Annotated in this window: 28 protein-coding genes and 2 pseudogenes; 16 read left to right on the top strand and 14 right to left on the bottom strand. The window is 75.7% G+C overall.

Translation table 11 applies throughout. From position 1 onward, the window contains the following. The first annotated feature begins 203 nt into the window (after positions 1 to 203). Entirely contained in the window at positions 204 to 809 is a 606-nt protein-coding gene (locus tag CFP65_RS36075) for a flavodoxin family protein (protein ID WP_104820127.1), read from the top strand. Positions 810 to 868: 59 nt separating this feature from the next. Here CFP65_RS36075 and CFP65_RS36070 read toward each other — a convergent pair whose 3' ends face one another. Beyond that, positions 869 to 1,102: a DUF6296 family protein gene (locus tag CFP65_RS36070; protein ID WP_158702547.1), complete on the bottom strand. Its 234-nt coding sequence runs from the start codon at positions 1,100 to 1,102 to the stop codon at positions 869 to 871. 129 nt (positions 1,103 to 1,231) lie between these two features. Next, positions 1,232 to 2,482: a PP2C family protein-serine/threonine phosphatase gene (locus CFP65_RS36065; protein ID WP_104820125.1), complete on the bottom strand. Its 1,251-nt coding sequence runs from the start codon at positions 2,480 to 2,482 to the stop codon at positions 1,232 to 1,234. 467 nt (positions 2,483 to 2,949) lie between these two features. Between CFP65_RS36065 and CFP65_RS36055 the strand changes: the two genes are divergently transcribed. The 4 genes from CFP65_RS36055 to CFP65_RS36040 all read left to right on the top strand — a co-directional run bounded on the left by CFP65_RS36055 (position 2,950) and on the right by CFP65_RS36040 (position 6,556). Then, a complete protein-coding gene (locus CFP65_RS36055) occupies positions 2,950 to 3,387 on the top strand; it encodes an STAS domain-containing protein (protein WP_104820123.1) in 438 nt (145 codons plus the stop codon). A 61-nt stretch (positions 3,388 to 3,448) separates the two neighbouring features. Further along, a complete protein-coding gene (locus tag CFP65_RS36050) occupies positions 3,449 to 4,915 on the top strand; it encodes an aminotransferase class I/II-fold pyridoxal phosphate-dependent enzyme (protein ID WP_104820122.1) in 1,467 nt (488 codons plus the stop codon). A 17-nt stretch (positions 4,916 to 4,932) separates the two neighbouring features. Further along, positions 4,933 to 5,478 (top strand): CinA family protein, encoded by a 546-nt coding sequence (locus CFP65_RS36045; protein WP_104820121.1) that lies wholly within the window; start codon positions 4,933 to 4,935, stop codon positions 5,476 to 5,478. A 49-nt stretch (positions 5,479 to 5,527) separates the two neighbouring features. Continuing rightward, positions 5,528 to 6,556, top strand: a complete 1,029-nt coding sequence (locus CFP65_RS36040; protein ID WP_104820120.1) for a DNA topoisomerase IB — start codon at positions 5,528 to 5,530, stop codon at positions 6,554 to 6,556. 105 nt (positions 6,557 to 6,661) lie between these two features. Here CFP65_RS36040 and CFP65_RS36035 read toward each other — a convergent pair whose 3' ends face one another. After that, entirely contained in the window at positions 6,662 to 6,832 is a 171-nt protein-coding gene (locus tag CFP65_RS36035; protein ID WP_104820119.1) for a hydrophobic protein, read from the bottom strand. A 190-nt stretch (positions 6,833 to 7,022) separates the two neighbouring features. Between CFP65_RS36035 and ddaH the strand changes: the two genes are divergently transcribed. From ddaH to CFP65_RS35990, 11 genes and pseudogenes are all read left to right on the top strand, one after another. Next, the gene (gene ddaH, locus CFP65_RS36030) at positions 7,023 to 7,862 is read left to right on the top strand and encodes a dimethylargininase (protein ID WP_104820118.1); all 840 of its coding nucleotides are present in this window, start codon (positions 7,023 to 7,025) and stop codon (positions 7,860 to 7,862) included. Then, complete coding sequence (locus CFP65_RS36025; RefSeq protein ID WP_104820117.1) at positions 7,859 to 8,878, top strand: iron-containing redox enzyme family protein; 1,020 nt, start codon at positions 7,859 to 7,861, stop codon at positions 8,876 to 8,878. Before ddaH ends, CFP65_RS36025 begins: the two co-directional genes overlap by 4 nt. Next, positions 8,878 to 9,570, top strand: coding sequence for a HemK2/MTQ2 family protein methyltransferase (locus CFP65_RS36020; protein ID WP_254552744.1), 693 nt, complete (start codon positions 8,878 to 8,880; stop codon positions 9,568 to 9,570). The genes CFP65_RS36025 and CFP65_RS36020 overlap by 1 nt, the downstream gene beginning before the upstream one ends. Then, complete coding sequence (locus CFP65_RS36015; RefSeq protein ID WP_217368223.1) at positions 9,557 to 9,769, top strand: CDGSH iron-sulfur domain-containing protein; 213 nt, start codon at positions 9,557 to 9,559, stop codon at positions 9,767 to 9,769. The genes CFP65_RS36020 and CFP65_RS36015 overlap by 14 nt, the downstream gene beginning before the upstream one ends. A 135-nt stretch (positions 9,770 to 9,904) precedes the next feature. Next, positions 9,905 to 10,363: pseudogene (locus tag CFP65_RS39900) on the top strand (alcohol dehydrogenase catalytic domain-containing protein); the annotation flags it as partial. 189 nt (positions 10,364 to 10,552) lie between these two features. Continuing rightward, on the top strand, positions 10,553 to 11,074 hold the full coding sequence (locus CFP65_RS39895; RefSeq protein WP_168219566.1) for a glycosyltransferase: 522 nt from the start codon (positions 10,553 to 10,555) through the stop codon (positions 11,072 to 11,074). After that, complete coding sequence (locus CFP65_RS36005) at positions 11,071 to 12,072, top strand: glycosyltransferase (protein WP_104820115.1); 1,002 nt, start codon at positions 11,071 to 11,073, stop codon at positions 12,070 to 12,072. Before CFP65_RS39895 ends, CFP65_RS36005 begins: the two co-directional genes overlap by 4 nt. 280 nt (positions 12,073 to 12,352) lie before the next feature. Further along, positions 12,353 to 12,637, top strand: a pseudogene (locus CFP65_RS42690) (hypothetical protein); the annotation flags it as partial. Positions 12,638 to 12,757: 120 nt separating this feature from the next. Further along, entirely contained in the window at positions 12,758 to 12,946 is a 189-nt protein-coding gene (locus CFP65_RS41600; RefSeq protein ID WP_254552743.1) for a hypothetical protein, read from the top strand. Between the two features lie 68 nt (positions 12,947 to 13,014). Then, positions 13,015 to 13,386 (top strand): helix-turn-helix domain-containing protein, encoded by a 372-nt coding sequence (locus tag CFP65_RS35995; protein ID WP_104820114.1) that lies wholly within the window; start codon positions 13,015 to 13,017, stop codon positions 13,384 to 13,386. A 1-nt stretch (position 13,387) separates the two neighbouring features. Continuing rightward, a complete protein-coding gene (locus CFP65_RS35990; protein WP_104820113.1) occupies positions 13,388 to 13,819 on the top strand; it encodes an STAS domain-containing protein in 432 nt (143 codons plus the stop codon). Positions 13,820 to 13,873: 54 nt separating this feature from the next. On the opposite strand, the gene CFP65_RS35985 is transcribed toward CFP65_RS35990, so the two are convergent. The 11 genes from CFP65_RS35985 to CFP65_RS35935 form a co-directional block, all read right to left on the bottom strand. Then, on the bottom strand, positions 13,874 to 14,410 hold the full coding sequence (locus CFP65_RS35985) for a ferritin-like domain-containing protein (RefSeq protein WP_104820112.1): 537 nt from the start codon (positions 14,408 to 14,410) through the stop codon (positions 13,874 to 13,876). Positions 14,411 to 14,446: 36 nt separating this feature from the next. Beyond that, positions 14,447 to 15,367, bottom strand: coding sequence for a Rieske (2Fe-2S) protein (locus CFP65_RS35980; RefSeq protein ID WP_104820111.1), 921 nt, complete (start codon positions 15,365 to 15,367; stop codon positions 14,447 to 14,449). Positions 15,368 to 15,425: 58 nt separating this feature from the next. Continuing rightward, positions 15,426 to 16,145 (bottom strand): glycosyltransferase family 2 protein, encoded by a 720-nt coding sequence (locus tag CFP65_RS35975; protein WP_104820110.1) that lies wholly within the window; start codon positions 16,143 to 16,145, stop codon positions 15,426 to 15,428. Beyond that, a complete protein-coding gene (locus CFP65_RS35970; protein ID WP_104820109.1) occupies positions 16,142 to 16,732 on the bottom strand; it encodes an SAM-dependent methyltransferase in 591 nt (196 codons plus the stop codon). The genes CFP65_RS35975 and CFP65_RS35970 overlap by 4 nt, the downstream gene beginning before the upstream one ends. A gap of 101 nt (positions 16,733 to 16,833) precedes the next feature. Next, positions 16,834 to 17,631, bottom strand: coding sequence for a PIG-L deacetylase family protein (locus CFP65_RS35965; RefSeq protein ID WP_104820108.1), 798 nt, complete (start codon positions 17,629 to 17,631; stop codon positions 16,834 to 16,836). Next, positions 17,628 to 18,653, bottom strand: a complete 1,026-nt coding sequence (locus CFP65_RS35960; RefSeq protein WP_217368222.1) for an acyl-CoA dehydrogenase family protein — start codon at positions 18,651 to 18,653, stop codon at positions 17,628 to 17,630. Before CFP65_RS35960 ends, CFP65_RS35965 begins: the two co-directional genes overlap by 4 nt. 254 nt (positions 18,654 to 18,907) lie before the next feature. Further along, positions 18,908 to 19,642, bottom strand: a complete 735-nt coding sequence (locus tag CFP65_RS35955) for a metallophosphoesterase (RefSeq protein WP_104820107.1) — start codon at positions 19,640 to 19,642, stop codon at positions 18,908 to 18,910. After that, the gene (locus CFP65_RS35950) at positions 19,639 to 19,893 is read right to left on the bottom strand and encodes a BON domain-containing protein (RefSeq protein WP_104820106.1); all 255 of its coding nucleotides are present in this window, start codon (positions 19,891 to 19,893) and stop codon (positions 19,639 to 19,641) included. The genes CFP65_RS35955 and CFP65_RS35950 overlap by 4 nt, the downstream gene beginning before the upstream one ends. Continuing rightward, positions 19,890 to 20,543, bottom strand: a complete 654-nt coding sequence (locus CFP65_RS39495) for a nucleotidyltransferase family protein (RefSeq protein ID WP_168219649.1) — start codon at positions 20,541 to 20,543, stop codon at positions 19,890 to 19,892. The genes CFP65_RS35950 and CFP65_RS39495 overlap by 4 nt, the downstream gene beginning before the upstream one ends. A gap of 323 nt (positions 20,544 to 20,866) precedes the next feature. After that, positions 20,867 to 22,072 carry a glycosyltransferase gene (locus CFP65_RS35940; RefSeq protein ID WP_104820105.1) on the bottom strand — a complete coding sequence of 402 codons (1,206 nt, stop codon included), beginning with the start codon at positions 22,070 to 22,072 and terminating at the stop codon, positions 20,867 to 20,869. 150 nt (positions 22,073 to 22,222) lie between these two features. Further along, entirely contained in the window at positions 22,223 to 23,362 is a 1,140-nt protein-coding gene (locus CFP65_RS35935) for a CdaR family transcriptional regulator (RefSeq protein ID WP_104820104.1), read from the bottom strand. Positions 23,363 to 23,371 lie beyond the last annotated feature (9 nt).

Raw genomic sequence — 23,371 nt, 5'->3', positions numbered from 1 at the left:
GACCGAGCCTCCGGGGAAAGACGTCCGGTGACCGAGAAGGTGGTGGAGATGATCAGGATCAAGGTGGTCAAGCGACCCGCCCCGCAGCGCCCGCGGCCCCCGTTGGACCTGCGCACCCCTTCCGGACGCCCGCTGCCGTACTGAGCAGCCGTGCACCGCCGAATCCGGGCCATGAGTGCGGCGATCCGGGGTAGCCGAGGCGCATGCGAGCTCTCATCATCAACTGCACCCTCAAGCCGTCCCCCGAGCCGTCGAACACCGAGGCCCTGGCCGCCGTGGTCGGCACCGAACTGACCAGCCGCGGTGTCCAGGTGGAGACCGTCCGCGCGGTCGACCTCGACCTCAAACCCGGGGTGAAGACCGACCTGGGCGACGGGGACGACTGGCCCCGCGTCCACGACAAGCTCCTCGCCGCCGACATCCTGATCGTCGCCTCCCCCACCTGGGTCGGGCGGCCGTCCTCCGTCGCCCAGCGCGTGCTGGAGCGGATGGACGCGATGATCTCCGAGACCGACGACGGCGACGTGCCGATCGCCTACGGCAAGGTGGCCGGCGTGGTGGTGACCGGCAACGAGGACGGCGCCCATCATGTCATCAGCGAGATCTGCGGTGGCCTGGTCGACATCGGTTACACCGTCCCGGCGCAGGCGTGGACGTACTGGCACCTCGGCCCCGGCCCGGGCCCCGACTACCTCGATGACGAGAAGGGCCACGCCTGGGCGCACTCGACCGGCAAGGCGATGGCCGCCAACCTCCACCACGTCGCCGCCGCCCTCACCGGCCGCCCCTGGCCGGCTCCCGCCCGGTAGGCCGTCCGGCCGAGCACGAGTCCCGGCATGACACGAGTCCGGGCACGGCCGGCCAAGGCTCAGGGCATCGGCACGGCGTGCAGCGGGCACGAGGTGTCATAACCGGCGGGGGCGGTCAGCACCGTCGCCACCTCGCCGTCGATCCGCAGCCGCCACCGGCCGCCCGCATCGGCCCACACGAGGTCTCCGCCGGGTGCGATGCCGTGGACGAGACGCACGAGGAGCACCGCCGGGTCGGCATGTGCTCCGACCGGGCCGGGCAGCGTCACGCGGTAACGCTGGTGGACGGTCATGGCCACCACCTCCTGGACGTCCGCAGGGGCTCCTGCCGGCACCTGCTCAGCCGCGCCTTCCCACTCCAGGCCGTCGTACGCCGCACGCGACAGCCGGAGCACGCGGGCGCAGCCGCGCCCCGGGCTCCGCTATCGGACTCCGCGGGCCGGTCCCTGACCGGGATCGCGGCTGGGATGCCACTCGGTCAGGAGGATGGTGGCGTCGTCGCGCAGTCGCTGGTCCTGGTGGTGGAGGATCTGCTGGATCAGCCTGCGCAGCGCCTCCGGTGCGGGCAGTCCGTCGGCCATGGCCCGGGCGACGGTGTCGGCCAGGCGGGCCTCGCCGAACAGTTCGCCGTCCGGCGAGCGGGCCTCGGTGACGCCGTCGGTGAACATCAGCACCCGGTCGCCGGGCTGGAGCCGGGCCGTGTGGACCGCCGGCGCGGGCAGGCCGGGGTCGTTCAGGCCCAGCGGCAGGTGCGCCGGCCGTTCGAGTGCGCCGGTCACGATGCGGCCGGCCCGGAGCAGCAGCGGCGCCGGGTGCCCGCAGTTGATCCAGTCGAGGCGGCCGGTGGCGATGTCGAGATCGGCGAGGACGCAGGTGAGCAGCCGGTCCGGGATCCAGCGGGCCAGGGTCCGGTCGATCTGCTCGGCGATGTCGGCCAGGCCGCCGCCGGCGCGGCGGGTGGAGCGGCAGGCGGAGAGCGCCACGGCGCTGCAGCCGCCGGAGGCCAGGTCGTGGCCCATGGCGTCCAGCAGGGTCAGGTGCAGGCGCCGGCCGGCGAGGCTGTGGTCGAAGGCGTCCCCGCCGATCTCGTAGGCGGGTTCCAGGGCGGCGGCGGAGGTGACCTCGGTGGTGCCGATGGTCCGTGGCGGCACGAACGCCCAGAGCAGCTCGGCCTGCAGTGTCATCGGCCGGGTCCGCATCGTCTGGGCCAGCACGTCGCTCTGGTGCTGCTTGCTGACCAGGATCAGGGCGGTCAGCGAGGCCAGTGCCCGGCAGCGCGCCAGTGCCGGCGGGTCCAGGCGCGGGGCGCTGACCTTCAGGACGCCGAGGCGCTCGATCCCGTCCACCAGCGGCAGCCAGCCCGACTCGGCTCCCCCGTCTTCGGTGGTCTGCACCGCTTCGGTGCGGTAGGCGCGCCCGGCCAGCGAGGTGTCCACCACGAGCGTCTCCAGCGCGGCCGACCCGCTGCGGACGAGGAGCTCGGCCTGGGCGGGTGTGGGCAGCGCGACCAGGTGCTGCTGTTGCAGGTCCGCGAGGTAGACGCTCGCCCTCGACAGCCCCAGCCGCACCGCGGCCGCCTGCACCAGCCCGGGGATCTCCCGGGGCGCCAGGCGGTGGGCAGCGGCCAGCACGTCGGCGAGCACCTCCCCCAGCCCGGCATCCTGCGCAGCCACGTGCCCGCCCTCGTCCTGGGTCCCGCGCCGGCCGCCCCGGCGCTCGCCCTCATCATCGCGCTCGAAGGCCTCGGCGACCGGCAGCGACGCACTGCGGCGCCCACCGGATCGGACGCCTCCGGGCGCGTTCCCGTCGCCGGGCGGCTGCGACTGCAGGACAGCTGAGCGGGCCCGGCCGCCGGTCGGGGGGATGCCGACGGCCGGGCCTCCACTGCCGGAGCGCTCCACGGGCCCGGGGGGGATGGGCCGGGATCGCTCCCGCCGTCCTTCTCACCCGAACGCGCCGGCCCAAACCTGCTCCGCGGCTCCGCCACCGGACGACCCGTGCCGCCGCGCATCGAGACCGCCGGCACGGGCAGACGCCCGAACGTACCGGCGTCCGCCCGACCCGCCCGGGCGTGGCCGCCGGTCACGACGTCCGCCCGCACCGGCGGGCGACGGCAGCCGCCCGGTGAGAGGAGCCGGCCATGTCCACCGCCTCGTCCCCGCAGCACGGCCTGGCCCGCCCCGACGGCCCGCAGCGCCTGGCGACCAGCAGTCACCAGGCCGCCGTGCCGGCGATCGTGTGCCGCGTCGAGGGAGAAGCCGACCACACCACCAGCCCTCTCCTCCAGGACGCGCTCGCCAAGGCCATCGCCGACAGCCCGGCCGTGCTCGTCGTCGACCTCGCCGCCCTGACCTTCTGCGACTCCGCCTGCCTCAACACCCTCCTCAGGGCCCACCACGACGCCCAGGCCGCCGACGTCTGGCTCATCCTCTCCGGCCCCGGCCCCCAACTGCTGCGCCTGCTCAGCATCACCGGCACCGACCAGGTCCTCACCATCCAGCCCCACGTCCGCACCACCCCGCACCCCCACCCGGCGGGCCTGCCGGTCTCCGACGCGCCCCGGAGCACCGCCGGGTAGCGCCACGGTCTCGCGGCGGGTGGGCCGTTTCTCCGCCCCGCCGCCGGGCAGACGCCGCGGCATGGACCAGTCCCAGGCACCGGTACTCGAAGCACTCGCCGCCTTTCACGCCAACCCCCTGACCGTGTTCACCCCGCCAGGGCACAAGCAGGGCCGCGGCGCCGACCCACGGGTCGTCCGCGCGCTCGGCGCCGACGTCTTCCGCGCCGATGTCCTGGCCACCGGCGGACTCGACGACCGCACCGACTCCCGCGGCATCCTGAAGCACGCTCAGGAGCTGATGGCCGAAGCCGTCGGCGCGGACCACACCTTCTTCTCCACCTGCGGCAGCTCGCTGTCCGTCAAGGCCGCGATGCTCGCCGTCGCCGGCCCGCACGAGAAGCTGCTGGTGGGCCGGGACGTGCACAAGTCGGTGGTCGCCGGACTGATCGTCGCCGGGATCCGCCCGGTCTGGGTCGATCCGCAGTGGGACCCGGGCCTGCACCTGGCCCACCCGCCCTCCGCCGAGTCCTTCCGCGCCGCCTTCGAGGCGCACCCTGACGCCCGGGGCGCCCTGGCCACCTCGCCCACCCCCTACGGGACCTGCGCCGACCTCGAAGCGATCGCGAAGGTCTGCCACGCGGCGGGCAGGCCGCTGATCGTGGACGAGGCCTGGGGCGCCCACCTGCCCTTCCACCCCCGCCTGCCGCGCTGGGCGATGGACGCCGGCGCGGACCTGTGCGTCACCTCCGTCCACAAGATGGGCTCCGGGCTGGAGCAGAGCTCCGTCTTCCACCTCCAGGGCGACCGCGTGGACCCGGCCGCCCTCAAGCAGTGCGAGGACCTGCTCGGCACCACCAGCCCCTCCACCCTCGTCTACGCGGCCCTCGACGGCTGGCGCCGCCAGATGGTCCAGCAGGGCCGCACCCTCTTCGACCACGCCCTCGACCTCGCCGACGGAGTCCGCCGGCGGATCGAAGGCATCGACGGCCTGCACGTCCACGGCCGCACGGACTTCTGCGGGCCCGACCGCGCGTTCGACCTCGACCCGCTCCAGGTGATCGTCGACATCACCGGGCTCGGCACCACCGGCTACCGCGCCGGCGACTGGCTGCGCTCCCACCACCAGCTCGCCCTGCACCTGTGTGACCACCGCAGGATCAGCGCCCAGCTCACCCACGCCGACGACACCACCACCGTCGGCGCCCTGATCGACGGCCTGCGCGAGCTGGCCGCGATCGCCCCCGACCTGCGCCCGGCCGGGCAGGTGCACCTCCCGGAGCCCGCCCGGCTGCGGCTGGAGCAGGTGCTGCTGCCGCGCGACGCCTTCTTCGGCCCCACCGAGCAGGTCCCCGCCGAGAAGGCCGCCGGCCGGATCGCGGCCGAGATGCTCACCCCCTACCCGCCCGGCATCCCCGCCGCCCTCCCCGGCGAGCGCCTCGACCAGGAGGTCATCGACTACCTGGTCACCGGCACGAAGGCGGGCATGCTCGTCCCCGACAGCGCGGACCCCGGCCTGGACACCCTCCGGGTCACCGTCGAGCACTGATCCGGCGGGCGATCACCATGCCGCACCGAACCGCGCCGGACGGGCACGCGGCCGCAGGCGCCGCCACGGCACGCGCCGAGGACGCCGGGGTGCTGGCCCGGCAGATCACCGCAGCGTTGACGGCCACCGGCCACACCGTCGCGGTGGCCGAGTCCCTGACCGCCGGGCGCCTCGCCACCGTGCTGGCCGACGCCCCCGGCGCCGGACCGGTCTTCCTCGGCGGGATCGTCGCCTACGCCACCGAGACCAAGTCGACGCTGCTCGGCGTCGACCCCGAACTCCTCGCGGACACCGGCCCGGTGCACCCCGACGTGGCCGCCTGGATGGCCCACGGGGTACGGAAGGCCACGGGCGCCACCTACGGGCTCGCCACCACCGGCGTCGCCGGGCCGGCGCCACAGGACGGCCGACCGCCCGGCACCGTCTTCGTCGCGGTGGCCGGACCGGACGGCAGCCGTACGGCCGCGCCGCCGCTGTCCGGATCCGAGCCGCAGACCGTCCGGGCCGGCACGGTGCGGGCGGCCCTGCAGCTGCTCCACGACACGCTCCGGCCCGGCTCTTGACCGCCGCCCCGGCACCGACCGCCCGCCCCGTCCGCGAGGAGTCCGCCCGATGGCCCGTCTGACCACCAGCGATCCGTCCCGGCCCGGCTGGGCCCGCGTGCGGTGCGGGCGTGGCTTCCGCTACCGGGACGCCACCGGCGCCCCGATCCGGGAGCCCGGCCGACTGGCCCGGGTGAAAGCCCTCGTCATCCCCCCGGCCTGGACGGACGTGTGGATCTGCCCCGAGCCCGGCGGCCACATCCAAGCCCTCGGCACCGACGCCGCCGGCCGCCGTCAGTACCTCTACCACCCCGACTTCCGCGCCCGGCAGGAGACGGCCAAGCACGAGCACGTCCTCGACGTGGCCCGCCGACTGCCCGGTCTCCGCGACCGGGTCGCCGCCGATCTGGAGCTGCGCGGCCTCCAGCGCGACCGGGTCGCCGCCTGCGCCGCCCGCCTGCTGGACCTCGGCTTCTTCCGGATCGGCTCCCCCGCCTACCGCGAGGCCAACGGTTCGTACGGCCTGACCACCCTGCGCCGCGACCAGACTCGGGTCCGCGGCGCCACCCTCCACTTCGCCTACCCCGCGAAATCCGGCCGCGAGCGCGAGCTCACCCTCACCGACCCGGCCGCCGCCGCGGTCGTCCGCGGCCTGCACCGCCGGCGGGACCAGGACCCGGGCCTCTGGGCGCACTGGGAGCACCGCCGCTGGCAGCGGCTGACCGCGCCGGACCTCACCGGATACCTGCGCGAGCGCTCGGGCACCGAGGTCACCGCCAAGGACTTCCGCACCTGGCACGCCACCGTCGTGGCGGCGGTCGGTCTCGCCGTCTCCTGGCCCCAGGCCCACCGCTCGGCCACCGCCAGACGCCGGGCCACCGCCCGGGTGGTCCGGGAGACGGCGGCGTACCTCGGCAACACCCCGGCCGTCTGCCTCGCCTCCTACATCAACCCCCGGCTGTTCGAGCTGTACGACCAAGGGCGCACCATCGCCGACGCGCTGCCCGACCTCGCCCCCGACTCCGTCGCACCGACCGGCCTGCCCGGCACCGGGCCGGCCACCGAGCGTGCCGTCCTCGACCTCCTCACCGGGCCGTGAACGCGGACGGCACACACCGGCGGCACTCCCACAGGCCGCCCGGCGCGGACCGGCGCGGCCGCCCGGGCAGCCGGCTCCGCCCGGGCGGGTGATCGGGGGCCATGACTACCAGCGGTACCAGCGGCCGCGGCTGCCGGCCCCACTCGTGCCCCGGGCGACGAAGCCGATCAGCCACACCACCAGCACGAAGATCGCCACCCACCAGAGGATCTTCACCGCGAACCCCAGGCCGAACAGCAGCAGGGCGAGCAGCAGTACCAGGAGAAGCGGGACCACGATGTGCCTCCTTCGGATCGGTTGTGACGCTCGTCTGCCCCACCGGGCGGTTGGCATGCCTGCCCGCGCGGGCCGGTGCCCGGCGTGCGTGGGCCGGGGCCGCCCGGACGGGCGGGCGGTGTGTGGCCGCAGGGGCGCCGGGTAGGCGCGGTTCCGCGCCGTGCACCTCCGCCCACCCCTGGAGCAGCAGATGACCACGACCGTCCCCTCGCGGACCGCGACCCGGCGGCGATTCCTGGCATGCCCGCCGACCTACTTCGCGGTCGAGTACACGATCAACCCGTGGATGGACCCGACCCGCCCGGTGGACTCCGAGGCCGCCCTGCGGCAGTGGCTGACGCTCCGTGACACGCTGCGCCGGCTCGGCCACCGGGTGGAGACGCTGGCGCCCCGGCCTCGGCTGCCCGACATGGTCTTCGCCGCGAACGGCGCTTCGGTGGTGGACGGCCGGGTGCTGGTCGCCCGGTTCCGCCACCCCGAACGCGCCCCGGAGGCGGCTGCCCACCAGGCCTGGTTCGAGCAGGCGGGATACCGGCCCACCGTCGCCGAGCTGCCGAACGAGGGCCAGGGCGACTTCCTGCCCGTCGGCGACCTCGTGCTGGCCGGATCCGGCCTGCGGACCAGCGCCCCCGCGCACCGGGAGGCGGAACAGGCCCTCGGCCGGCCGGTCGTCAGCCTGCGGCTCACCGATCCGCGCTTCTACCACCTGGACACCGCGCTGGCCGTGCTCAGCGAGGACCAGATCATGTACTACCCGGCGGCGTTCACCCCCGAGAGCAACCGCACCCTGCGCGCGCTCTTCCCCCGCGCGATCCTGGCCACCGATCAGGACGCCGCCGTACTCGGTCTCAACGCCGTCAGCGACGGCCGCCACGTCCTGCTCACCGAAGCCGCCCACGGCCTCGCCGCCCACCTGCACGCCGAGGGCTTCGTCCCCGTCCCGGTGCACCTGCCCGAGCTGCTGAAAGGCGGCGGCGGCCCGAAGTGCTGCGTCCTGGAGCTGCACCCGGCACCGGGAGGAGGCCGGTGACCGCCACCACCGCGCCCCCGCTGCCCGGGCCCCGCGGGCCGGTGAGCTCCGGACTCCTCGCCACCCTGCGCACCGCCCCCGGCGCGACGGGCCGCCTCGCTCGGCCGGCTCCCGCCGACCCCTGGGGCGAGGACGCCCAACTCGCCCTCTACGTCTGCTACGAGCTGCACTACCAGGGCTTCGCCGAGGTCGACCCCGACTGGGAGTGGCACCCCTCGGTGCTCGCGCTGCGCGCCGCCCTGGAGCAGGCGTTCCTGGCCGCCCTCCACCGGGAGGTCGGCCGACCACCCTCCCTCAAACAGGCGTTGGCCGAGCTGCTGGCCGAGGACTCGGACGGCACCGGCCCCTCCCACCACCTCCTGGAGCACGGGCAGCGCCGGCAGCTGCGCGAGTACCTGGCGCACCGCTCGCTCTACCACCTCAAGGAGGCCGACCCGCAGATGTGGGTGGTGCCGCGCCTGCCCCACCCCGCCAAGGCGGCACTCGTCACGGTGCAGTACGACGAGTACGGCGCCGGCCGGCCCGAGCGCGCCCACGCGCAGCTGTTCGCCGAGATGATGGCCGACCTCGATCTCGACCCGACGTACGGGCACTACCTGGACACCGTCCCCGCGCCCGCGCTCGCCGTGGTCAACCTGATGTCGCTGTTCGGCCTGCACCGCTCGCTGCGCGGCGCACTGGTCGGCCAGTTCGCCACCGTGGAGATCACCTCTCCGCCCGGCGCCGCCCGCCTCGCCGCCGCGCTCGAACGGCTCGGCGCCTCCCCGGCGGGCACCCTGTTCTACCGCGAGCACGTGGTGGCCGACGCCGTCCACGAGCAGCTGGTGCGGCGCACGGTCATCACGCCCCTGGTCCGGGACGACCCGGCGCTCGGCCCCGACATCGCCTTCGGCATCGCCGCCACCACCGCCGTCGAAGCCCGGTTCGGCGCCCACCTGCTCGGCTGCTGGCAGCAGGACCGCAGCTCCCTGCTCACCCCGCTCCCCGACTCCCCTCCGACGGAAGGCGCAGCGTGATGTCAGGAATCAGCACGGCCCCACCGGGCACCCGCCCCACCATGCTTCTCCTCAAACCACCTGGTGTGTACCCGGCGCAGGGCGACACCTCGCTCCTGATCGAGGCGCTGCGCCGCGAACGGCCCGCGCCCGGCGCCCGGTTGCTCGACCTCGGCACCGGCACCGGAGCCGTCGCACTGGCCGCCGCCGAACTCGGCGCGGCGGTCACGGCCGTCGACCTCTCCCGGCTCGCGCTGGCCACCACCTGGCTCAACGCCCGGCTGCGCCACCGGCGCCTCAAGCTCCGCCACGGCGACCTGACCGCCCCGGTGGCCGGGCGCAGCTTCGAGTACGTGGTCTCCAACCCGCCGTACGTGCCCTCGGCCCGCGCCGACCTGCCCCGGCGCGGGCTCGCCAGGGCCTGGGACGCCGGGCCCACCGGCCGGCTGCTGCTGGACCGGATCTGCCGGCAGGCACCCCGGCTGCTGGCCTCCGGCGGGGTGCTGCTGATCGTGCAGTCCTCACTGGCCGACCCGGAGGCCACCCTCACCGCCCTCCACCGGGCCGGGCTGCGCGCCGGCCTGGTGGCGGCGCGGACGCAGCCGTTCGGGCCGGTGATGTCGCAGCGGGCCGCCTGGTTCGAGCAGCAGCGGCTGATCGCCCCCGGTGAGCGCGAGGAGACCTTGGTGGTGGTGCGCGGTGTCCGGCCCTGAGGCACGACCCGTCCCCCGCCTGCGGCTGACCGGCAGCGGCCCCGTCCTGGTCGACGGCCCGGTGGAGATCCTGCTGCCCGACGGCCGCTCCGTCCGGGCCGACCGCCCGGTGACGGCCCTCTGCACCTGCCGTCGCAGCCGCCGCTACCCCTTTTGCGACACCAGCCACCGCCACCAGCAAGGAGGCGACGGGGCATGAAGCGGCTCCCCACCGACGGACGCACCGCCCTGGTGACCGGCTCCTCCCGAAGGGCCAGCACCGGCCGCGCCCGCGCCGCCCGCAACAACGAACCGCCCGCGCAGTGGAGTTGACGAGAATCCAGGAGGACGGACGATGAAGGCAGTCACCTGGCAGGGCCGCCGGAAGGTCGAGGTGCGCAGCGTGCCCGACGCCCGGATCGAGCAGCCCACCGACGTGCTGGTCGAGGTCACCACCACGGGCCTCTGCGGCTCCGACCTGCACCTGTACGAGGTGCTCGGCGCCTTCCTGGACGAGGGCGACATCCTCGGCCACGAGGCGATGGGCATCGTCCGCGAGACCGGTTCGGCCGTGCACGCGCTTGCCCCGGGCGAGCGGGTGATCGTCCCGTTCAACCTCTCCTGCGGCACCTGCTTCATGTGCGGGCGCGGCCTCCAGTCCCAGTGCGAGACCACCCAGGTGCGCGCCTACGGCACCGGCGCGGCACTGTTCGGCTACACCAAGCTCTACGGCCAAGTCCCGGGTGGCCAAGCCGAGTTGCTCCGGGTCCCGTTCGGCAACACGCTGCCGGTGGCCGTCCCGCACGGGCCGCCCACCCTGCACACCCCGCCGACCCCCTGGCTGGAGTCCGCGGTCCAGGCACCCTTCCGATGCCCGGTCACCTTCACCGCCGTCAGCCGCCACACCGCCCGCGCCTGGCGCCACGCCGTCACCACCTAGGCCGTGGTGCCGAACGGGATCGACACCACGCGGTGGACGCCCGGTCCCGGTGGGGGGCCGCTCGTGTGGTCCGGCAGGATCGTCCCCGAGAAGGGGCCGCACCTGGCGCTCGACGCCGCCCGCGCGGCGGGCCGCGGCCTGCTGCTCGCCGGTCCGGTCGGCGACCGCGGCTACTTCGAACGCTCCGTCCGGCCGCGCCTCGGCGGAGGGGCCCGCTATCTCGGGCACCTGCCCCAGCGCGCGCTCGCCCACCTGGTCGGCCTGGCCAGCGCGACCCTGGTGACGCCGTGCTGGGACGAGCCCTACGGCCTGGTCGTCGCCGAGTCGCTGGCCAGCGGCACCCCCGTCTGCGCCTTCGCCCGGGGAGCCCTCCCCGAACTCCTCACCCCGGCCTGCGGCCGCCTCGTCCCGGCCGGCGAAACGGCCGCCCTCGGCGAAGCCGTCGAAGCCACCACCCGCCTCTCGCGCGCCGAAGCCCGGCGACGGGCCGAACGGCACTGCTCCGTCGACACCATGGTCGACCGCTACGAACGGCTCTACGCGGAGCTGACCGCGCCCGCCCGCACGGAGGCGGTCACCCGATGATCGGCTACTACGTCCACCACCAGGGCCGGGGCCACCTCCACCGGGCCCTCGCCATCGCCGAGCACTGCGCGCACCCGGTCACCGTGCTCTCCTCCCTCGCGTGCCCCGGGCACTGGCCGGGCGCCTGGGTGCGGCTGCCCCGTGACGACACCCCGTCCCAGGCCACCGACCCCACCGCCCACGGCCGCCTGCACTGGGTACCCGTCCACCACCCCGGGCTGCGCACCCGGATGGCCGCGGTCGCCGGCTGGATCGAGCAGCACCGGCCGGAGGTGGTGATCACCGACGTCTCCGTCGAGGTCACGCTGCTGGCCCGGTTGCTCGGCGTCCCGGTGGTGGTCGCGGCCATGCGCGGCGAGCGCCGCGACCCGGCCCACGAGCTCGGCTACGACCTCGCCGAAGCCCTCCTCGCCCCCTGGCCGGCCACCCTCCCGGAACCGGGCTGGCCGGACCACTGGAACGCCAAGACCGTCTGGACCGGCGGCTTCTCCCGCTTCGACCACCGGCCCCACGCCGATGCGCACCTGCCGCACACCGTGCTGCTGATGCTCGGGGCGGGCGGGCACGGGATCACCGACCGGCAGATCGAGGCCGCCCGCCGCGCCACCCCGGCCTGGCAGTGGACCGTTCTCGGCGGCCCTGACGGGTGGACCTCCGACCCCTGGCCCCTGCTCACCTCCGCCGAGGTGATCGTCACCCACGCGGGCCAGAACGCCGTCGCCGAGTGCGCCGCGGCCCGCCGCCCCACCATCGTCCTGCCCCAGGACCGCCCGTTCGGCGAGCAGCACGCCACCGCCCGCGCGCTGCACCGGGCCGGCCTGGCCACCGTGCTGCCCGGCGGCTGGCCCGACCCCGACCGCTGGCCGGCCCTGCTCGCCGAGACCGCCGTCCACGACGGCCGCCGCTGGAGCCACTACTCCCCCGGCGACGGAGCCGAACGCGCCGCCCGCGCCCTCGACCACCTGGCGGCCGCCCACGGCCGCCCTCTCCCGGCATGATCCCGCGGACAGCCGTCGTCACCCTGGTCCACGGCCGGCACCGGCACCTGTACCGGCAGCACGAGGCACTGAGCCGCAGCACCGTGCGCCCGGACCGCTACGTGGTGGTCGCCGTGGACGACCCGGAGGCCACCGCCGGGTTGCTCCCGCTGCCGCCACGGCCGTCGACCGTCCGCCTTCCCGCCGCCGGTGCCGATCTTCCGCTGGCCGCCGCGCGCAACCTCGGCGCCCGACACGCGCTGCGGGCCGGCGCCGAGGTGCTCGTCTTCCTCGACGTCGACTGCATCCCCTCCGCCGAGCTGCTCTCCCGCTACCTCCGCTCGCTCGACCGGACCGCAGGCGCCGGGGTGCACTGCGGGCCCGTGGCCTACCTGCCGGCGCCGACGCCGGGCGGCTACCCCCGCGACGGGCTCGCCGCCCTGGCCGCACCCCATCCCGGGCGCCCGGCCCCCGCCCTGGCCGGACCGTTCGCGGCACGGACGCGGACCACCGGCTGTTCTGGTCGCTCTCCTTCGCCCTCACCGCCCGGACCTGGCGGGCGGTCGGCGGGTTCTGCGAGGACTACACCGGCTACGGCGGCGAGGACACCGACTTCGGCCAGCTCCTGCGCGAAGGCGGCGTACCCCTCTACTGGACCGGCGGAGCCACCGCCTACCACCAGCACCACCCCGTCCAGGACCCGCCGGTGCAGCACCTCGACAGCATCCTGCGCAACGCCGCCGTGTTCCACCACCGCTGGGGCTGGTGGCCGATGGAGGGCTGGCTCCGTGCCTTCGAAGACCTCGGGCTCGCCCGCCACGACCCGCTGACCGGGGTCTGGACCCGGGGCTCCGCTGCTCGCGGCGCAGGACCGGACAGCGCCCGGCAGAGCTGACCGGCGGAGCTGACCGGAACGGCGAATACCGTCTGGTAGAACCGGAATTCGGGTTCATACTTGGTGGTATGGCAGGTGAGACCGAGCCCCGCACCAGCTGGACGTTCCTGACGCAGCACGCCCGGGTCCTGCTGATGGTCTCCCGCGACCCCGAAGTGCGACTGCGGGACCTCGCCGCCGCCTGCGGCCTGACCGAGCGGGCCGTGCAGGCGATCGTCACCGACCTGGAGGGCGCCGGCTACCTGACCCGCACCCGCGTCGGCCGCCGTAACCACTACCAGGTCGGTCGCCACACCTCCTTCCGCCACCCCGCCGAAGCCGGCTACGAGATCGCCGCCTTCCTCCGGCTGTTCGCCGCCCTCCCGCCCGGAGCCGCGGTCGGCGCTGCCCCCGAGGGCCCTCGCGGCAGCGCCACGGCCGCACGCACCGCAGGTGACTGAGATGAACGAGGACACCACCCCGGTCCCTCCCGACGGGCCACCCACCGGGCCGCCGGCGGCCCACCGGGCCGATGCGTCCGGCGCCGCCGTGCTGAGGATCAGCGTTCTCCGCCCCGCCGGGGCCGTGCTCCTGCGCCTGGCCGGCGAGATCGACCAGGACCAGAACACCGCCCTGCGGCACGCACTCGACGACGCGGTCCGGGAGCGGCCGGCCCGCCTGGTGGTCGACATGTCGAGCGTCACCTTCAGCGACTCCACCGGCGTCAACGCCCTGCTGAGGGCCCAGCAGGCCGCTCTTGCCGCCGAGGTCGAGCTGCTGATCGTCGGGCTCCGCCCCCAGCCCAGGCGCCTGCTCGCGCTCACCGGCGCCGACGAGGCCCTTGCCATCCGCCCCGACATCAGCACCGCCCTGGCCGACCCGCGGCGGGACTGACGGCGGCGGCGCCGCGCGGCGCGCCCGACCGCTCCGAGGACAGGTCCGGACCGGTCAGCCGGCCAGCAGGTCGGTGAGGTCGTCGGCGTGTTCCTCCTCTTCCTCGAGGATCGACTCGATGAGGCGGCGGGTGGTGGGGTCGTGGTCTCCGATCCAACGGGCGATCTCCTGGTAGGTGGAGATGACGATCCGCTCGGCGAGCAGGTTGTTCTCTAGCATCGCCTTCAGGTCGGTGCCGCTCGGGGTCGTGTAGTCGGTGTGCGCCCGCTTCGCCAGGGTGGCGGGGTCGAAGTCCGGTTCGCCGCCGAGTTGGGCGATCCGCTCCGCCGCCCGGAGGGCGTGCTGCATCTCCTCGGCGGCGTGTTCGGTGAACTCGGCGGCGACCTGGGCCCGGTCGATGCCGGTGGCGGAGACCGCGTGCCGCGTGTAGCGCAGCCAGCACACGATCTCGGTGGCCACCACGTCGTTGAGCACGGCGATCACCCTCCCCGGGTCGAGCCCGTAAGTGGCCGTGACCGCTCCGTCCGTCATCTTCTGCTGGGCCTCCTCGCGGATGCGGGTCACGTCGATCACGAAGTCGTCGTTCGTCATGATGCACTCCAACAGGGTTGGTGGAAGGGGTACGTGTCAGCCCGCCTCGGGCAGGCACGCCTGCAGCAGGCCGTCCTCGCTGGTACGGGTGGCGAAGCAGGGCTGCGGGGCGGTGGCGGGGCCGCCGACGTTCCAGCCGTCGGCGAGGCGGAAGACGCTGCCGTGCCAGGGGCAGGTGACGCAGCCGTCCACGACCTCGCCCTCGGAGAGCGGGCCGGAGAAGTGACTGCACCGGTCCGCCAGGACCCGGAAGGACTGCTCGGCCTCGCGGACCACCAGCACGGGGACCTCGCCGACGGTGCGGCGCACGCCCTGCCCCAAGGGGAACTCCTCGACCCGGCCGAGGTCGTGCCAGCCCGGCTCGACCAGGTGCGGTACCGGTTCGGCCTTGTTCGCGCCGGCGCCCTGCCGGAAGGCGAGGTGGCCGCCGATCGTCGCCCCACCGCCGAGCACGGCCACCCCGGCCAGGCCGAGACCCCGGCCCAGTCGACCGCTGCCGCGGGCCCGGGCCGCCCAGGACGCGCCGTACAGCGCCACCGCGGCCGACATCGCGGCGGCGTGCAGGACGCCGGTGCGCATCTGCTGCTCGTGCTGCTCGGCCCAGTCCACCCAGCCCGTCACCGCGGCCGGCACGGCGGCGGCCACGCCCACCGCGACGAGCGTGCGCGCGGCCCGCTCGCAGCCGGGCACCCCGTCCAGCAGGGCGCTCGACAGCCAGGCGCCGACGGGCACCTGCACGAGGGCCGGGTGCAGCGGATGCCCGAGTCGGCGGCCTTGCAGCACACCGCGCAGCCCGCCGAGCGGCACGGCCCGGACGGCGTGCTGGAGCGGCTCCACCACGGCGTCGAGACTCCGTCTCTCCGCCAGCGAGTCGAGGGCCTTGAGTAGCTCCGCTGCCCGGGTGTCGCCGGGGCTCCGACGGTCGGTCTGGGTGACGCGCGCGAAGAGGGTTCCCATGATGGCCTCGCTTCCGGTCGGGTACGGGGGTGGGCTCCGCCGGCAGGCGGCGGACGGTTCAGCCGGCTCGGGCGTCCAGGCCGCGCAGGAAGTCGCCGAATCCGCCGCGGGCGCGGGGAACGCGACGGCCGGAGGTGGTCACCGGGCTGTGGACGGTACGTCCGATCCGGTAACCCGCCGCGTCCAGCGCGGCGACCAGGACCCGGTCCTCGCCGACGGCGACCGGCCGGAATCCGCCGACCGCCTGGTAGGCGTCGGCCCGCACGCCGAGGTTCGCGCCATGGACGTGCGCGTGCCCGCCGGAGCCCCGGCCGTCCGCCCGGTAGTGACGGGCGAACGCCGCCGCGGTGCGCCGGGGGTGGCCGCGCCAGTCGGCGACGCGGACGGTGCCGGCGAGGGCGTGCCAGCCGGAGACGGCGAAGGCGAGGTGGCGCACGATCCAGTCCGGCGGCACCTGGGAGTCCGCGTCGGTCTGGGCCAGCCACACCCGGTCGGGCGCTATCCCGGGGACGAGCTCGCCGGCCGCCAGCAGGGCCCGGGCGCAGCCCGCCGCCCGGGCGGCCCCGACGTTGTGGCCCGTCAGCTCCACCACCTGCGCCTCGTGGTGGTGGGCGATCCGGACGGTGTCGTCGGTGCAGCCGTCGGCGACCACGGTCACCAGGACCGGCAGGTCGGGTACACCGGGGTGGCGGGCGGCCCGGCGGAGCGCCTGCAGGCAGCCGGGCAGCAGCTCCTCCTCGTCCCGGGCCGGCACGACCACGGCCAACGCGCCGATCACCGCAGCCCCTCCGCGGCGGCCACCGACAGCAGGCGCGGCGCGGCAGGCAGGTCGGCCCGCACGAACACGTCCAGCAGGAAGTCCGGTTCGGCGTGCTCGGCGACCCGCGTCAGGCCGGGGTGCGCACGGGCCTGGCGGTGCACGGCGTCGCCGGTCTGAGCGTGGTCGGCCACCTCGGGGCGCCAGTGCACCAGCAGCAGCGTCCCCGCCGGCTCCAGCGATGCGACCGCGCGGTGCAGGATCCGAGCGCTGTCCTCGGCGGTGAAGTAGTAGAGCAGTTCCGACAGCACGACCAGGTCGAACCGGCCTGCGGGCCAGTCCCCGGGCAGGGCCCGGTGCTGGAGGGTGACGTGCGGCGAGTCGGCCAGGCGGCCCCGGGCCTGGGCGAGGGCGGTCTCCTCGCGGTCCCAGGCCAGCAGGGCCCGGCATCGGGTGGCCAGCAGCTCGGACAGCACGCCGACGGAGCAGCCCGGCTCGAAGGCGCTGCGGTAGTGCGGCTCGGGGAGGGCGGCGAGGGTGAGGGCGTACTTGCGCTGCTCGTACCAGCGCTCGGCCAGGTGCCACGGGTCGGGCCGGTGGGCGTACATCCGGGCGAAGTACTCCCCCGGAGTGTTCTCGGCGGCGGTGCGGGGTGCGGGGGGCCGTGGTCCAGGGGTCTGCGGTCCGGGGGTCTGCGGTCCGGGGGTGGTCACTGCCAGATCACCTCGAAGTCGCGTTGGAAGTGGGCGAGTTCCTCCGGCGGCAGGATCGCTCCGTCGCCGGGCCCGTCGCCGAGCGGGTGGAGCTGGCTGCGGAAGCAGTCCAGCGCGGCCAGTTTGCGGGCCGAGACGACCGACGGCAGCTGGACGCGGGCCGCGCGCTGCCAGGGCAGCGCGGCCTCGGCCGGCCGTGCCCAGTGCCAGCTCCACACCGGGTACTCCCACACCGGTACGCCACGGGCGGCCCCGGCGGCCAGCGCCGCCCGGCCGGCGGCCTCGTGGTCGGGGTGCAGGTCGCGGCTGTACGGCGCGACGCACAGGTCGCATCCCTCCAGCAGGCGGGCCAGCCGGTCCGTCAGCTCCTCCTCGTGCGCCCCGACCCGGCCGTCCGGCAGGTGCAGGGCGCTCCGGTGGGCCCGGACCCGGAGCCGGGACAGCGCCCGGTCCAGCTCCCTGGTGCGGACGGCCCGGAGGTCACGGGCCAGCGGGGAGCGGCTGCCCGGGTGGGAGGCTTCGCCGTCGGTCACCGACACCAGGACGGGCCGCACTCCGGCGTCGGCCAGCAGCGCGAGCGATCCACCGAACCCGAGGACCTCGTCGTCGGGGTGGGCGGCCACGACCACCACCCGCGGGGTGCGGCCCGCCGTCACCGGCAGGGCACGCACCGGGTCGAGCAGCGGAAGGTCCGCGAGGCCGCGCCAGGCCCGCCAGGCGGACTCCGGCGTGCCCGGGGCCTGGATCGGGTCGGCCGACGCCTCCCCGGTCAGGGGTGCGGCACGGTCGGTCATGCGTCCTCCCAGGAGGGCCGCGCGGCGGAGGCGGCCCGGCCGAGCGCGGCGAGGTCGCGCTCGCCGTGGTGCTGGCGCACGTACACCGTCAGGTCCGCCACCGCTCGGGCGTGCTCGGCGTCGTGGCCCAGGGGCGTGGCGCCGAGCGCCCGGCCCACCCGCCGCAGCACCTCCGCCACCGCGTCCTCGACGGCGGCACGGACTCGCATCGCGCGCAGCCGGGCACCGCCCGTCTCGTCCGTCGGGTCGGCGTCCACGGCGCGGGCCGCCTCGTCCAGCAGCGTCTCGACCGCGGCCAGCCGGCAGTCGACGGCGCCGAGGTGGGCCAGGGCGTGCGGGTCGAGGTCCCAGGTGCGCGAGGCCGTCAGCAGGGTCCGCGCGACCCTGGCGGCGCCGCCGTGCCAGCACGCCGCCACCCCGATCCCGCCGTGGTGGAAGCCCGGGCGCTCGAGGTACGCGCCGGGCTCGCCGACCTCCACCGCCGGCACCTCGTCGAAGACGATGTCGAGCGTGTCGCTGCCGGCCATGCCGGGCGCGGGCCAGCTGTCCGGGCGCGGCAGCAGACCCGGGTGGCCGACGTCCACGGCGAACAGCCGCCGCCGTTCTCCCGAGCGGGCGGTCACCAACGCGTCCGTGCACACCCGGGCGCCCGAACAGAACGGCTTCACCCCGGACAGCACCCACCCCGCGCCGCTGCGGCGCGCCTGCAGCGCGTACCCGGGCGGCTCGGCCGCCCACACGCCCCAGAGCGCACCGGCGGCGTCTGCGGGCACGGCCTGGCCGAGCTCGGCCAGGATCGCCACCGCGTCCGCGTGGCCCTCGCCGAGCCGGGCCAGCGAAAGATCCCGTCGCGCCCAGCGGGTGAACGCCGCCCAGCGGGCGCGAGTCCGCCCGCTGCCGGGCAGCGGGAGCTCCAGCTCACCGCGGCCGCCCATGTGCCGGAACTCCTCGGCCACCCGACGGCGTTGGCCTTCGAAGTCCGCACCGACCGATGCCGACCGGGCCATCACGGGGCTGCTCATCGCGCCCACCGGCCGAGCCGGCGCCGGGTCTGCGGATGGGATCGGCGAACACTCACGCTGTTCTCCTCGGTGAAAGTCGGGTGACTCGGTCCGGCCGCCGCCACGACCGCGACGGGCCGCGCGGCCCAGGGCCGGCATGGCAGCGGGACGGCCTGTGGGCGCGGCTGCCGGCCCTCGTACTCGGCGGGCGCCCGTGGCACGGGCGCGGCCTCCTCGCGGCTACCCGCCCCTCGAGGGCGGAAACCGCCGCCCGGTCAGCCGGCCGGCTCCGGGTGCAGCCGGTAGACGGCGTAGGCCTGCCCGATCACCGGCTGCGCGACGTTGCGCACCCGCACGCCACACGCCGTCAGGCCGTGCTCCCGGCCGAGGTGGGCGTGCCCGTGCACCGCGAGGTCGGCGCCGGCCTCGTCGATCGCCTCGGCCAGCAGGTAGCTGCCGAGGAACGGGTGGATCTCGGGCGGCTCGCCGGCGAGGGTGTCCGGCACCGGCGAGAAGTGAGTCAGCGCGATGCGCCACGAACAGCCCTGGGCCGTGAGTCGGGTCAGCCCGGCACGCAGCCCGTCCGCGCACTCCCGGCTGTGCCGGACGAAGGCCTTCATCTCGGGCTCGCCGAACTCCCCGGCGCTCCGCCCGGCGAAGCCGCCGCCGAACCCCTTCGTCCCGGCCACCCCGACCAGCTCTCCACCCACCGGGACGGTCGTCACCGACCGCTCCAGCACCCGGATCCCGCCGTCGGCGAGGATCGCCGCCACCTCCCGCGGGCAGCCGGCGTCGTAGTCGTGGTTGCCGAGCACCGCCACCACCGGCACCGGCAGCCCGCCGAATTCCTCCGCCACCACGGCGGCCTCCGCCAGAGTGCCGTGCCGGGTGAGGTCTCCGGCGAGCAGCAGCAGGTCGGCCCGCTCGCCGAGGGAGGCGAAGGCCGGCCTCAACTGGCCCCGGCTGTCGGGGCCGAGGTGGATGTCCCCCACCGCCGCCACCCGGATCACGGCAGGTCCTCGGCCCCGCTCGGCGGCCGGAGGTCGGCGAGCACGAGGTCGGTGTGCACCACCAGCCCGTGCAGCACCTCGGCCACGATCCGCTGCACCGCGGCGCGGCACCGTGCGGTCGCCACGGTGCCGCCCACCGTGACGTGACCGCCGTGCAGTTCGATCCGCAGCCCTAACTCGCCCACCTCGTCACTCGCCAACCGCTCGCGCAGGTGGGCGATGCGGTACTCGATGTCCTGCTCGCCGTTCACGTCGCCTCCGGTTCGATCACCCGCAGCCGCTCCAGCAGGTACAGGAAGGCGGCCGCCATCGGCTGGTGGCCCTGCTCGGCCCGGATCCCGGGCCAGTCGACCTTCTCCCGTAGCGGCCGCGCGACGGAGAGCACCGCCCCGAAGTCGCAGTGGTGCTCCGAGAAGGCCGCGAGCAGCCCGGACACCAGGTCGGTGGCGGCCAGCACCGGCATGTGCACGGAGTCGACCGGCAGCACCTCGGCGCGCTCCAGCAGCTCCCGGGTCACCGGCCGCCCGGCCAGTTGGAGGATCAGATCCACGTCCTGGCCCAGGCACCGTGCCTTGACCAGCCAGTCCTCCGGCGGCAGGAAGACCGGCAGCCCGGCCTCCCGCAGGGTGCGGGTGACGGCCTCGGTGTCCTCCCGCCGGATGCAGAAGTCGGCATCGTGCTGCAGCCGCACGACCGCGCCGTGCGCGTACGCGGCCACCCCGCCCGCCAGCGCGAACGGGTGGTCGTGGGCCTTCAGCAGGGAGCCGATCCGCTTGGCCGCCGCCAGGATGGCCTGGGTGCGGTCCGGCGGCAGCGCGGCGCCGGCCACCACCAGCGGCCACTCCTCCGACCGCTCGGCCTGCTCGCGCTGCCCGCTCGCGCTCTCCTGGTCCACAGTCATCCACCTCCGCCGGGTGTACGGCGGCTACCCCGGCGCCCGGAGCTCACGCGCGGCGCTCCTCGAACGCACCAGGTACGGCCCGGTGCGTTCGAGATCCACCGGAACGGGCACACGCCGGACACGCGAGACCCCGCCGAGACAGGGTGAGGCCGCCGGGCGGCACCTCCGGCCCAGGCCGGGCCCGGCCCACTCCAGAGAACCGGCCACGCCAGCGGCCTGGCTAGCCGGCGAGGAGGAGGACCCACGGCACCACGAACGGCCGGTCTCGTCGCGCCCCTCGCCGGCGTACGTCCCCACCCGGGCGCCGGTCGGTCGGCCCCGCGTCAGTACCCGGCGTTCAGCAGCAGTTCCGCCGCCACCGCGGCGCCGTCGCCCCGGACCGTCCCGGCGACGGCCTGGGCCCGCTCCCGGACCTGCGGCGACAGGGCCTGCTCGAGCGCGGCCGCGAGCGAGCCGACGGTCGGCAGTGCCCGGGTGTGGGCCGCGCCGAGGCCGAGTTCGGTGATCCGGCCGCCCCAGTACGGCTGGTCGGCGATGTGCGGGACGATCACCTGGGGCGCCCCGGCCCTGGCCGCCGTGGTGGTGGTGCCCGCGCCGCCGTGGTGGACGACCGCGGCCACCCGGGGGAACAGCGCCTGCTGGTTGACCTCGCCGACCACCAGGCAGTCCGCACCCTCGGCGTTCAGCCCGGCCCAGCCCCGGGCCAGCACCACTCTGCGCCCGTGCGCGCGGGCCGCCCCCACCGCCGCCTCGGCGATGCCCGCCGGGGTGTGCGCGGCCATGCTGCCGAAGCCGACGTAGACCGGCGGCTCGCCCGCCTCCAGGAAGTCGGCCAGCTCCGCGGGGAGCGGGCGGTCGTCGGGCAGCACCCAGGCACCGGTCTGCACCGGGTCGAGCTCGGTCATGCCCTCGGCCGGGCAGAGCACCTGGTCGGCCGCCAGCCACGGCCGTCGGGTGAGCACGTGGTCACGGACGTTCACCACTGGCGGCAGGCCCAGCGCCGCCCGGTGGGCGTTCAGCGCCGGGCCGTAGAGGGCGTCGACCCGTCGGGCGTCCTGCTCCCACAGCACCCGCGGGTCGGTCTCCTCCGCCGGTGAAGGGGTGCCCGGGCGGGCGCCGGGGCGGAACTGCCGCGAGGGCAGTCCCATCAGGTGGAAGCAGGCCAACACGTAACGCAGGCCCAGGTGTTCGGCCACGTCCCGGGCTCCGGCCGGCATCAGGCCGGTGGCGAGCAGCACGTCGGCCCCCACCGCCACCGAGCCGAGCACCTCGAACCGGGCGGCGACCAGCTCCGGGGCCAGCGCGAACGCGGCCTTCGCGTCCGGCGGCTTCGGGCCCGCCACGATCGACCGCACCGACGGGCCCAGCGGCACCATCGGCACCCCGGCCCGCTCCAGCAGCGCCGCGAAGTCCTCGTCCGGCGGCGCGCACACCACCGCCTCCGCCCCCTGCGCCCGCAGGGCGACCGCCAGCGCGGCCAGCGGCTCGACGTCCCCGCGCGACCCCCAGGTCGTCAGCACCACACGCATGTCCAGGCTCCCGTTCTCGCAGGTCAGCGCCGTTCAGGAGGTCGATTCTGCGCCTGCAGGGGGGCCTTGCCGCAAGCCTCCCTGCCCCCGGTACCTTGGAAGGGGAGGGGGATCCTCCTCGCTGCCCCTCGCCGGCATTCCGGGTGATCGTCAGTGCGCTCCCAGGCCCACCGCCAGCGTGAGTTCGAGCACCCGGTGGGGCGAGGCGAGGTCCGGGAACAGCTCCCGCAACTGCGACATCCGGTACCGGACCGTCTGGGGGTGGACGTACAGCGCCGCCGCCGCCTCGTCCCGCCTGCCCTGGTGCAGCAGCCACTCCCGCAACGTCTCCTCCAGCCGCCGCGCGGTGGCGGCGGGCAGGGCCCGCAGCGGTGCGAGGGCCCGGGCCCGCAGATCCGCGAACGCGTCCGCGTCGGCGCTCAGCACCAGCTCGGGCAGGTGGCTCTCGGTGTCGCGGATGTCGGCGGAGAGGGACCGGGCCCGCACCGCCCGTTCGTACGAGGCGCACGCCCGCGTCCAGGGCCGGGCCGGGCCGACCACGGCCGTGCGGTCGGTCAGCTGCCGCAGCAGGTGCGCCCGGTCGGCATCGGGGACGAGCAGCGCCCCGGCGTTCTCCGGCAGATCGTCGAGGACGAGCGCGCCGGGGTCGAGCGTGCGGTAGGCGGGTCGGGCCTCGGCGGCGGGCAGCAGGACCACGGTCAGCGAGACCGGCACCTGCCAGCCGGCCCGCTGCGCGGAGGCCAGCAGCACGTCCGGGCTCGCGCCGGCCAGGAGCTCGCGGGCCAGGTGTTCCAGGTGGCGCTCGCGGTCCCTGCCCCGCGCGGCCAGTTCGTCGGCGTGGCCGGCGGCGCTCGCGGCCGAGAGCTCGTCGATGTAGGCGAAGGTCAGCTCGGCGAACTTGGCGACCTCCGCGGCCGGCAGTCCGGCCGGTACGGCACCCGCCGCCAGGCACCGCCAGGCCACCCGGGCACCGACGCGGTAGGCACTGAGCAGGGCGTCCATCGAGCGGCCGTCGCGCACCTCGCCGCGGCCCAGCTCGTAGGCCGCGCCGGTGGCGTCGCCCCCCGTGGCCTTCCCGCTCGCGAGATCCAGGTAGTGCCCGAGGGCGGTGCGGACGGCTCGGCGGATGGTGCCGCCCATCCGGCCCGAAAGGGCGTTGGCGTAGGAAGGGACTTCGTCGATGATCGCCTCGACGACTTCCTCGGCGGTGGCCGTCAGCGCGGCCCGCAGCGCGGCGACGGTCGGCTCGTCCAGGGCCGGCTCGCCGGCCCTCCGGATTGCATGGCTCACGTTCTTGTT

The sequence above is a fragment of the Kitasatospora sp. MMS16-BH015 genome, assembly GCF_002943525.1.
GTDB lineage: Bacteria > Actinomycetota > Actinomycetes > Streptomycetales > Streptomycetaceae > Kitasatospora.
Note: the sequence above shows the minus strand (reverse complement) of the source record. Positions and strands in the feature narration are given on the sequence as shown.

Bases quoted from the DNA above. Each gene is read 5' to 3' on its own strand.
- CFP65_RS36075 (WP_104820127.1), top strand. From the start codon at position 204: ATGCGAGCTCTCATCATCAACTGCACCCTCAAGCCGTCCCCCGAGCCG.
- CFP65_RS36070 (WP_158702547.1), bottom strand. From the start codon at position 1,102: ATGACCGTCCACCAGCGTTACCGCGTGACGCTGCCCGGCCCGGTCGGA.
- CFP65_RS36055 (WP_104820123.1), top strand. From the start codon at position 2,950: ATGTCCACCGCCTCGTCCCCGCAGCACGGCCTGGCCCGCCCCGACGGC.
- CFP65_RS36050 (WP_104820122.1), top strand. From the start codon at position 3,449: ATGGACCAGTCCCAGGCACCGGTACTCGAAGCACTCGCCGCCTTTCAC.
- CFP65_RS36045 (WP_104820121.1), top strand. From the start codon at position 4,933: ATGCCGCACCGAACCGCGCCGGACGGGCACGCGGCCGCAGGCGCCGCC.
- CFP65_RS36040 (WP_104820120.1), top strand. From the start codon at position 5,528: ATGGCCCGTCTGACCACCAGCGATCCGTCCCGGCCCGGCTGGGCCCGC.
- ddaH (WP_104820118.1), top strand. From the start codon at position 7,023: ATGACCACGACCGTCCCCTCGCGGACCGCGACCCGGCGGCGATTCCTG.
- CFP65_RS36020 (WP_254552744.1), top strand. From the start codon at position 8,878: ATGTCAGGAATCAGCACGGCCCCACCGGGCACCCGCCCCACCATGCTT.
- CFP65_RS36005 (WP_104820115.1), top strand. From the start codon at position 11,071: ATGATCGGCTACTACGTCCACCACCAGGGCCGGGGCCACCTCCACCGG.
- CFP65_RS35995 (WP_104820114.1), top strand. From the start codon at position 13,015: ATGGCAGGTGAGACCGAGCCCCGCACCAGCTGGACGTTCCTGACGCAG.
- CFP65_RS35990 (WP_104820113.1), top strand. From the start codon at position 13,388: ATGAACGAGGACACCACCCCGGTCCCTCCCGACGGGCCACCCACCGGG.
- CFP65_RS35985 (WP_104820112.1), bottom strand. From the start codon at position 14,410: ATGACGAACGACGACTTCGTGATCGACGTGACCCGCATCCGCGAGGAG.
- CFP65_RS35980 (WP_104820111.1), bottom strand. From the start codon at position 15,367: ATGGGAACCCTCTTCGCGCGCGTCACCCAGACCGACCGTCGGAGCCCC.
- CFP65_RS35970 (WP_104820109.1), bottom strand. From the start codon at position 16,732: ATGTACGCCCACCGGCCCGACCCGTGGCACCTGGCCGAGCGCTGGTAC.
- CFP65_RS35965 (WP_104820108.1), bottom strand. From the start codon at position 17,631: ATGACCGACCGTGCCGCACCCCTGACCGGGGAGGCGTCGGCCGACCCG.
- CFP65_RS35960 (WP_217368222.1), bottom strand. From the start codon at position 18,653: ATGAGCAGCCCCGTGATGGCCCGGTCGGCATCGGTCGGTGCGGACTTC.
- CFP65_RS39495 (WP_168219649.1), bottom strand. From the start codon at position 20,543: ATGACTGTGGACCAGGAGAGCGCGAGCGGGCAGCGCGAGCAGGCCGAG.
- CFP65_RS35940 (WP_104820105.1), bottom strand. From the start codon at position 22,072: ATGCGTGTGGTGCTGACGACCTGGGGGTCGCGCGGGGACGTCGAGCCG.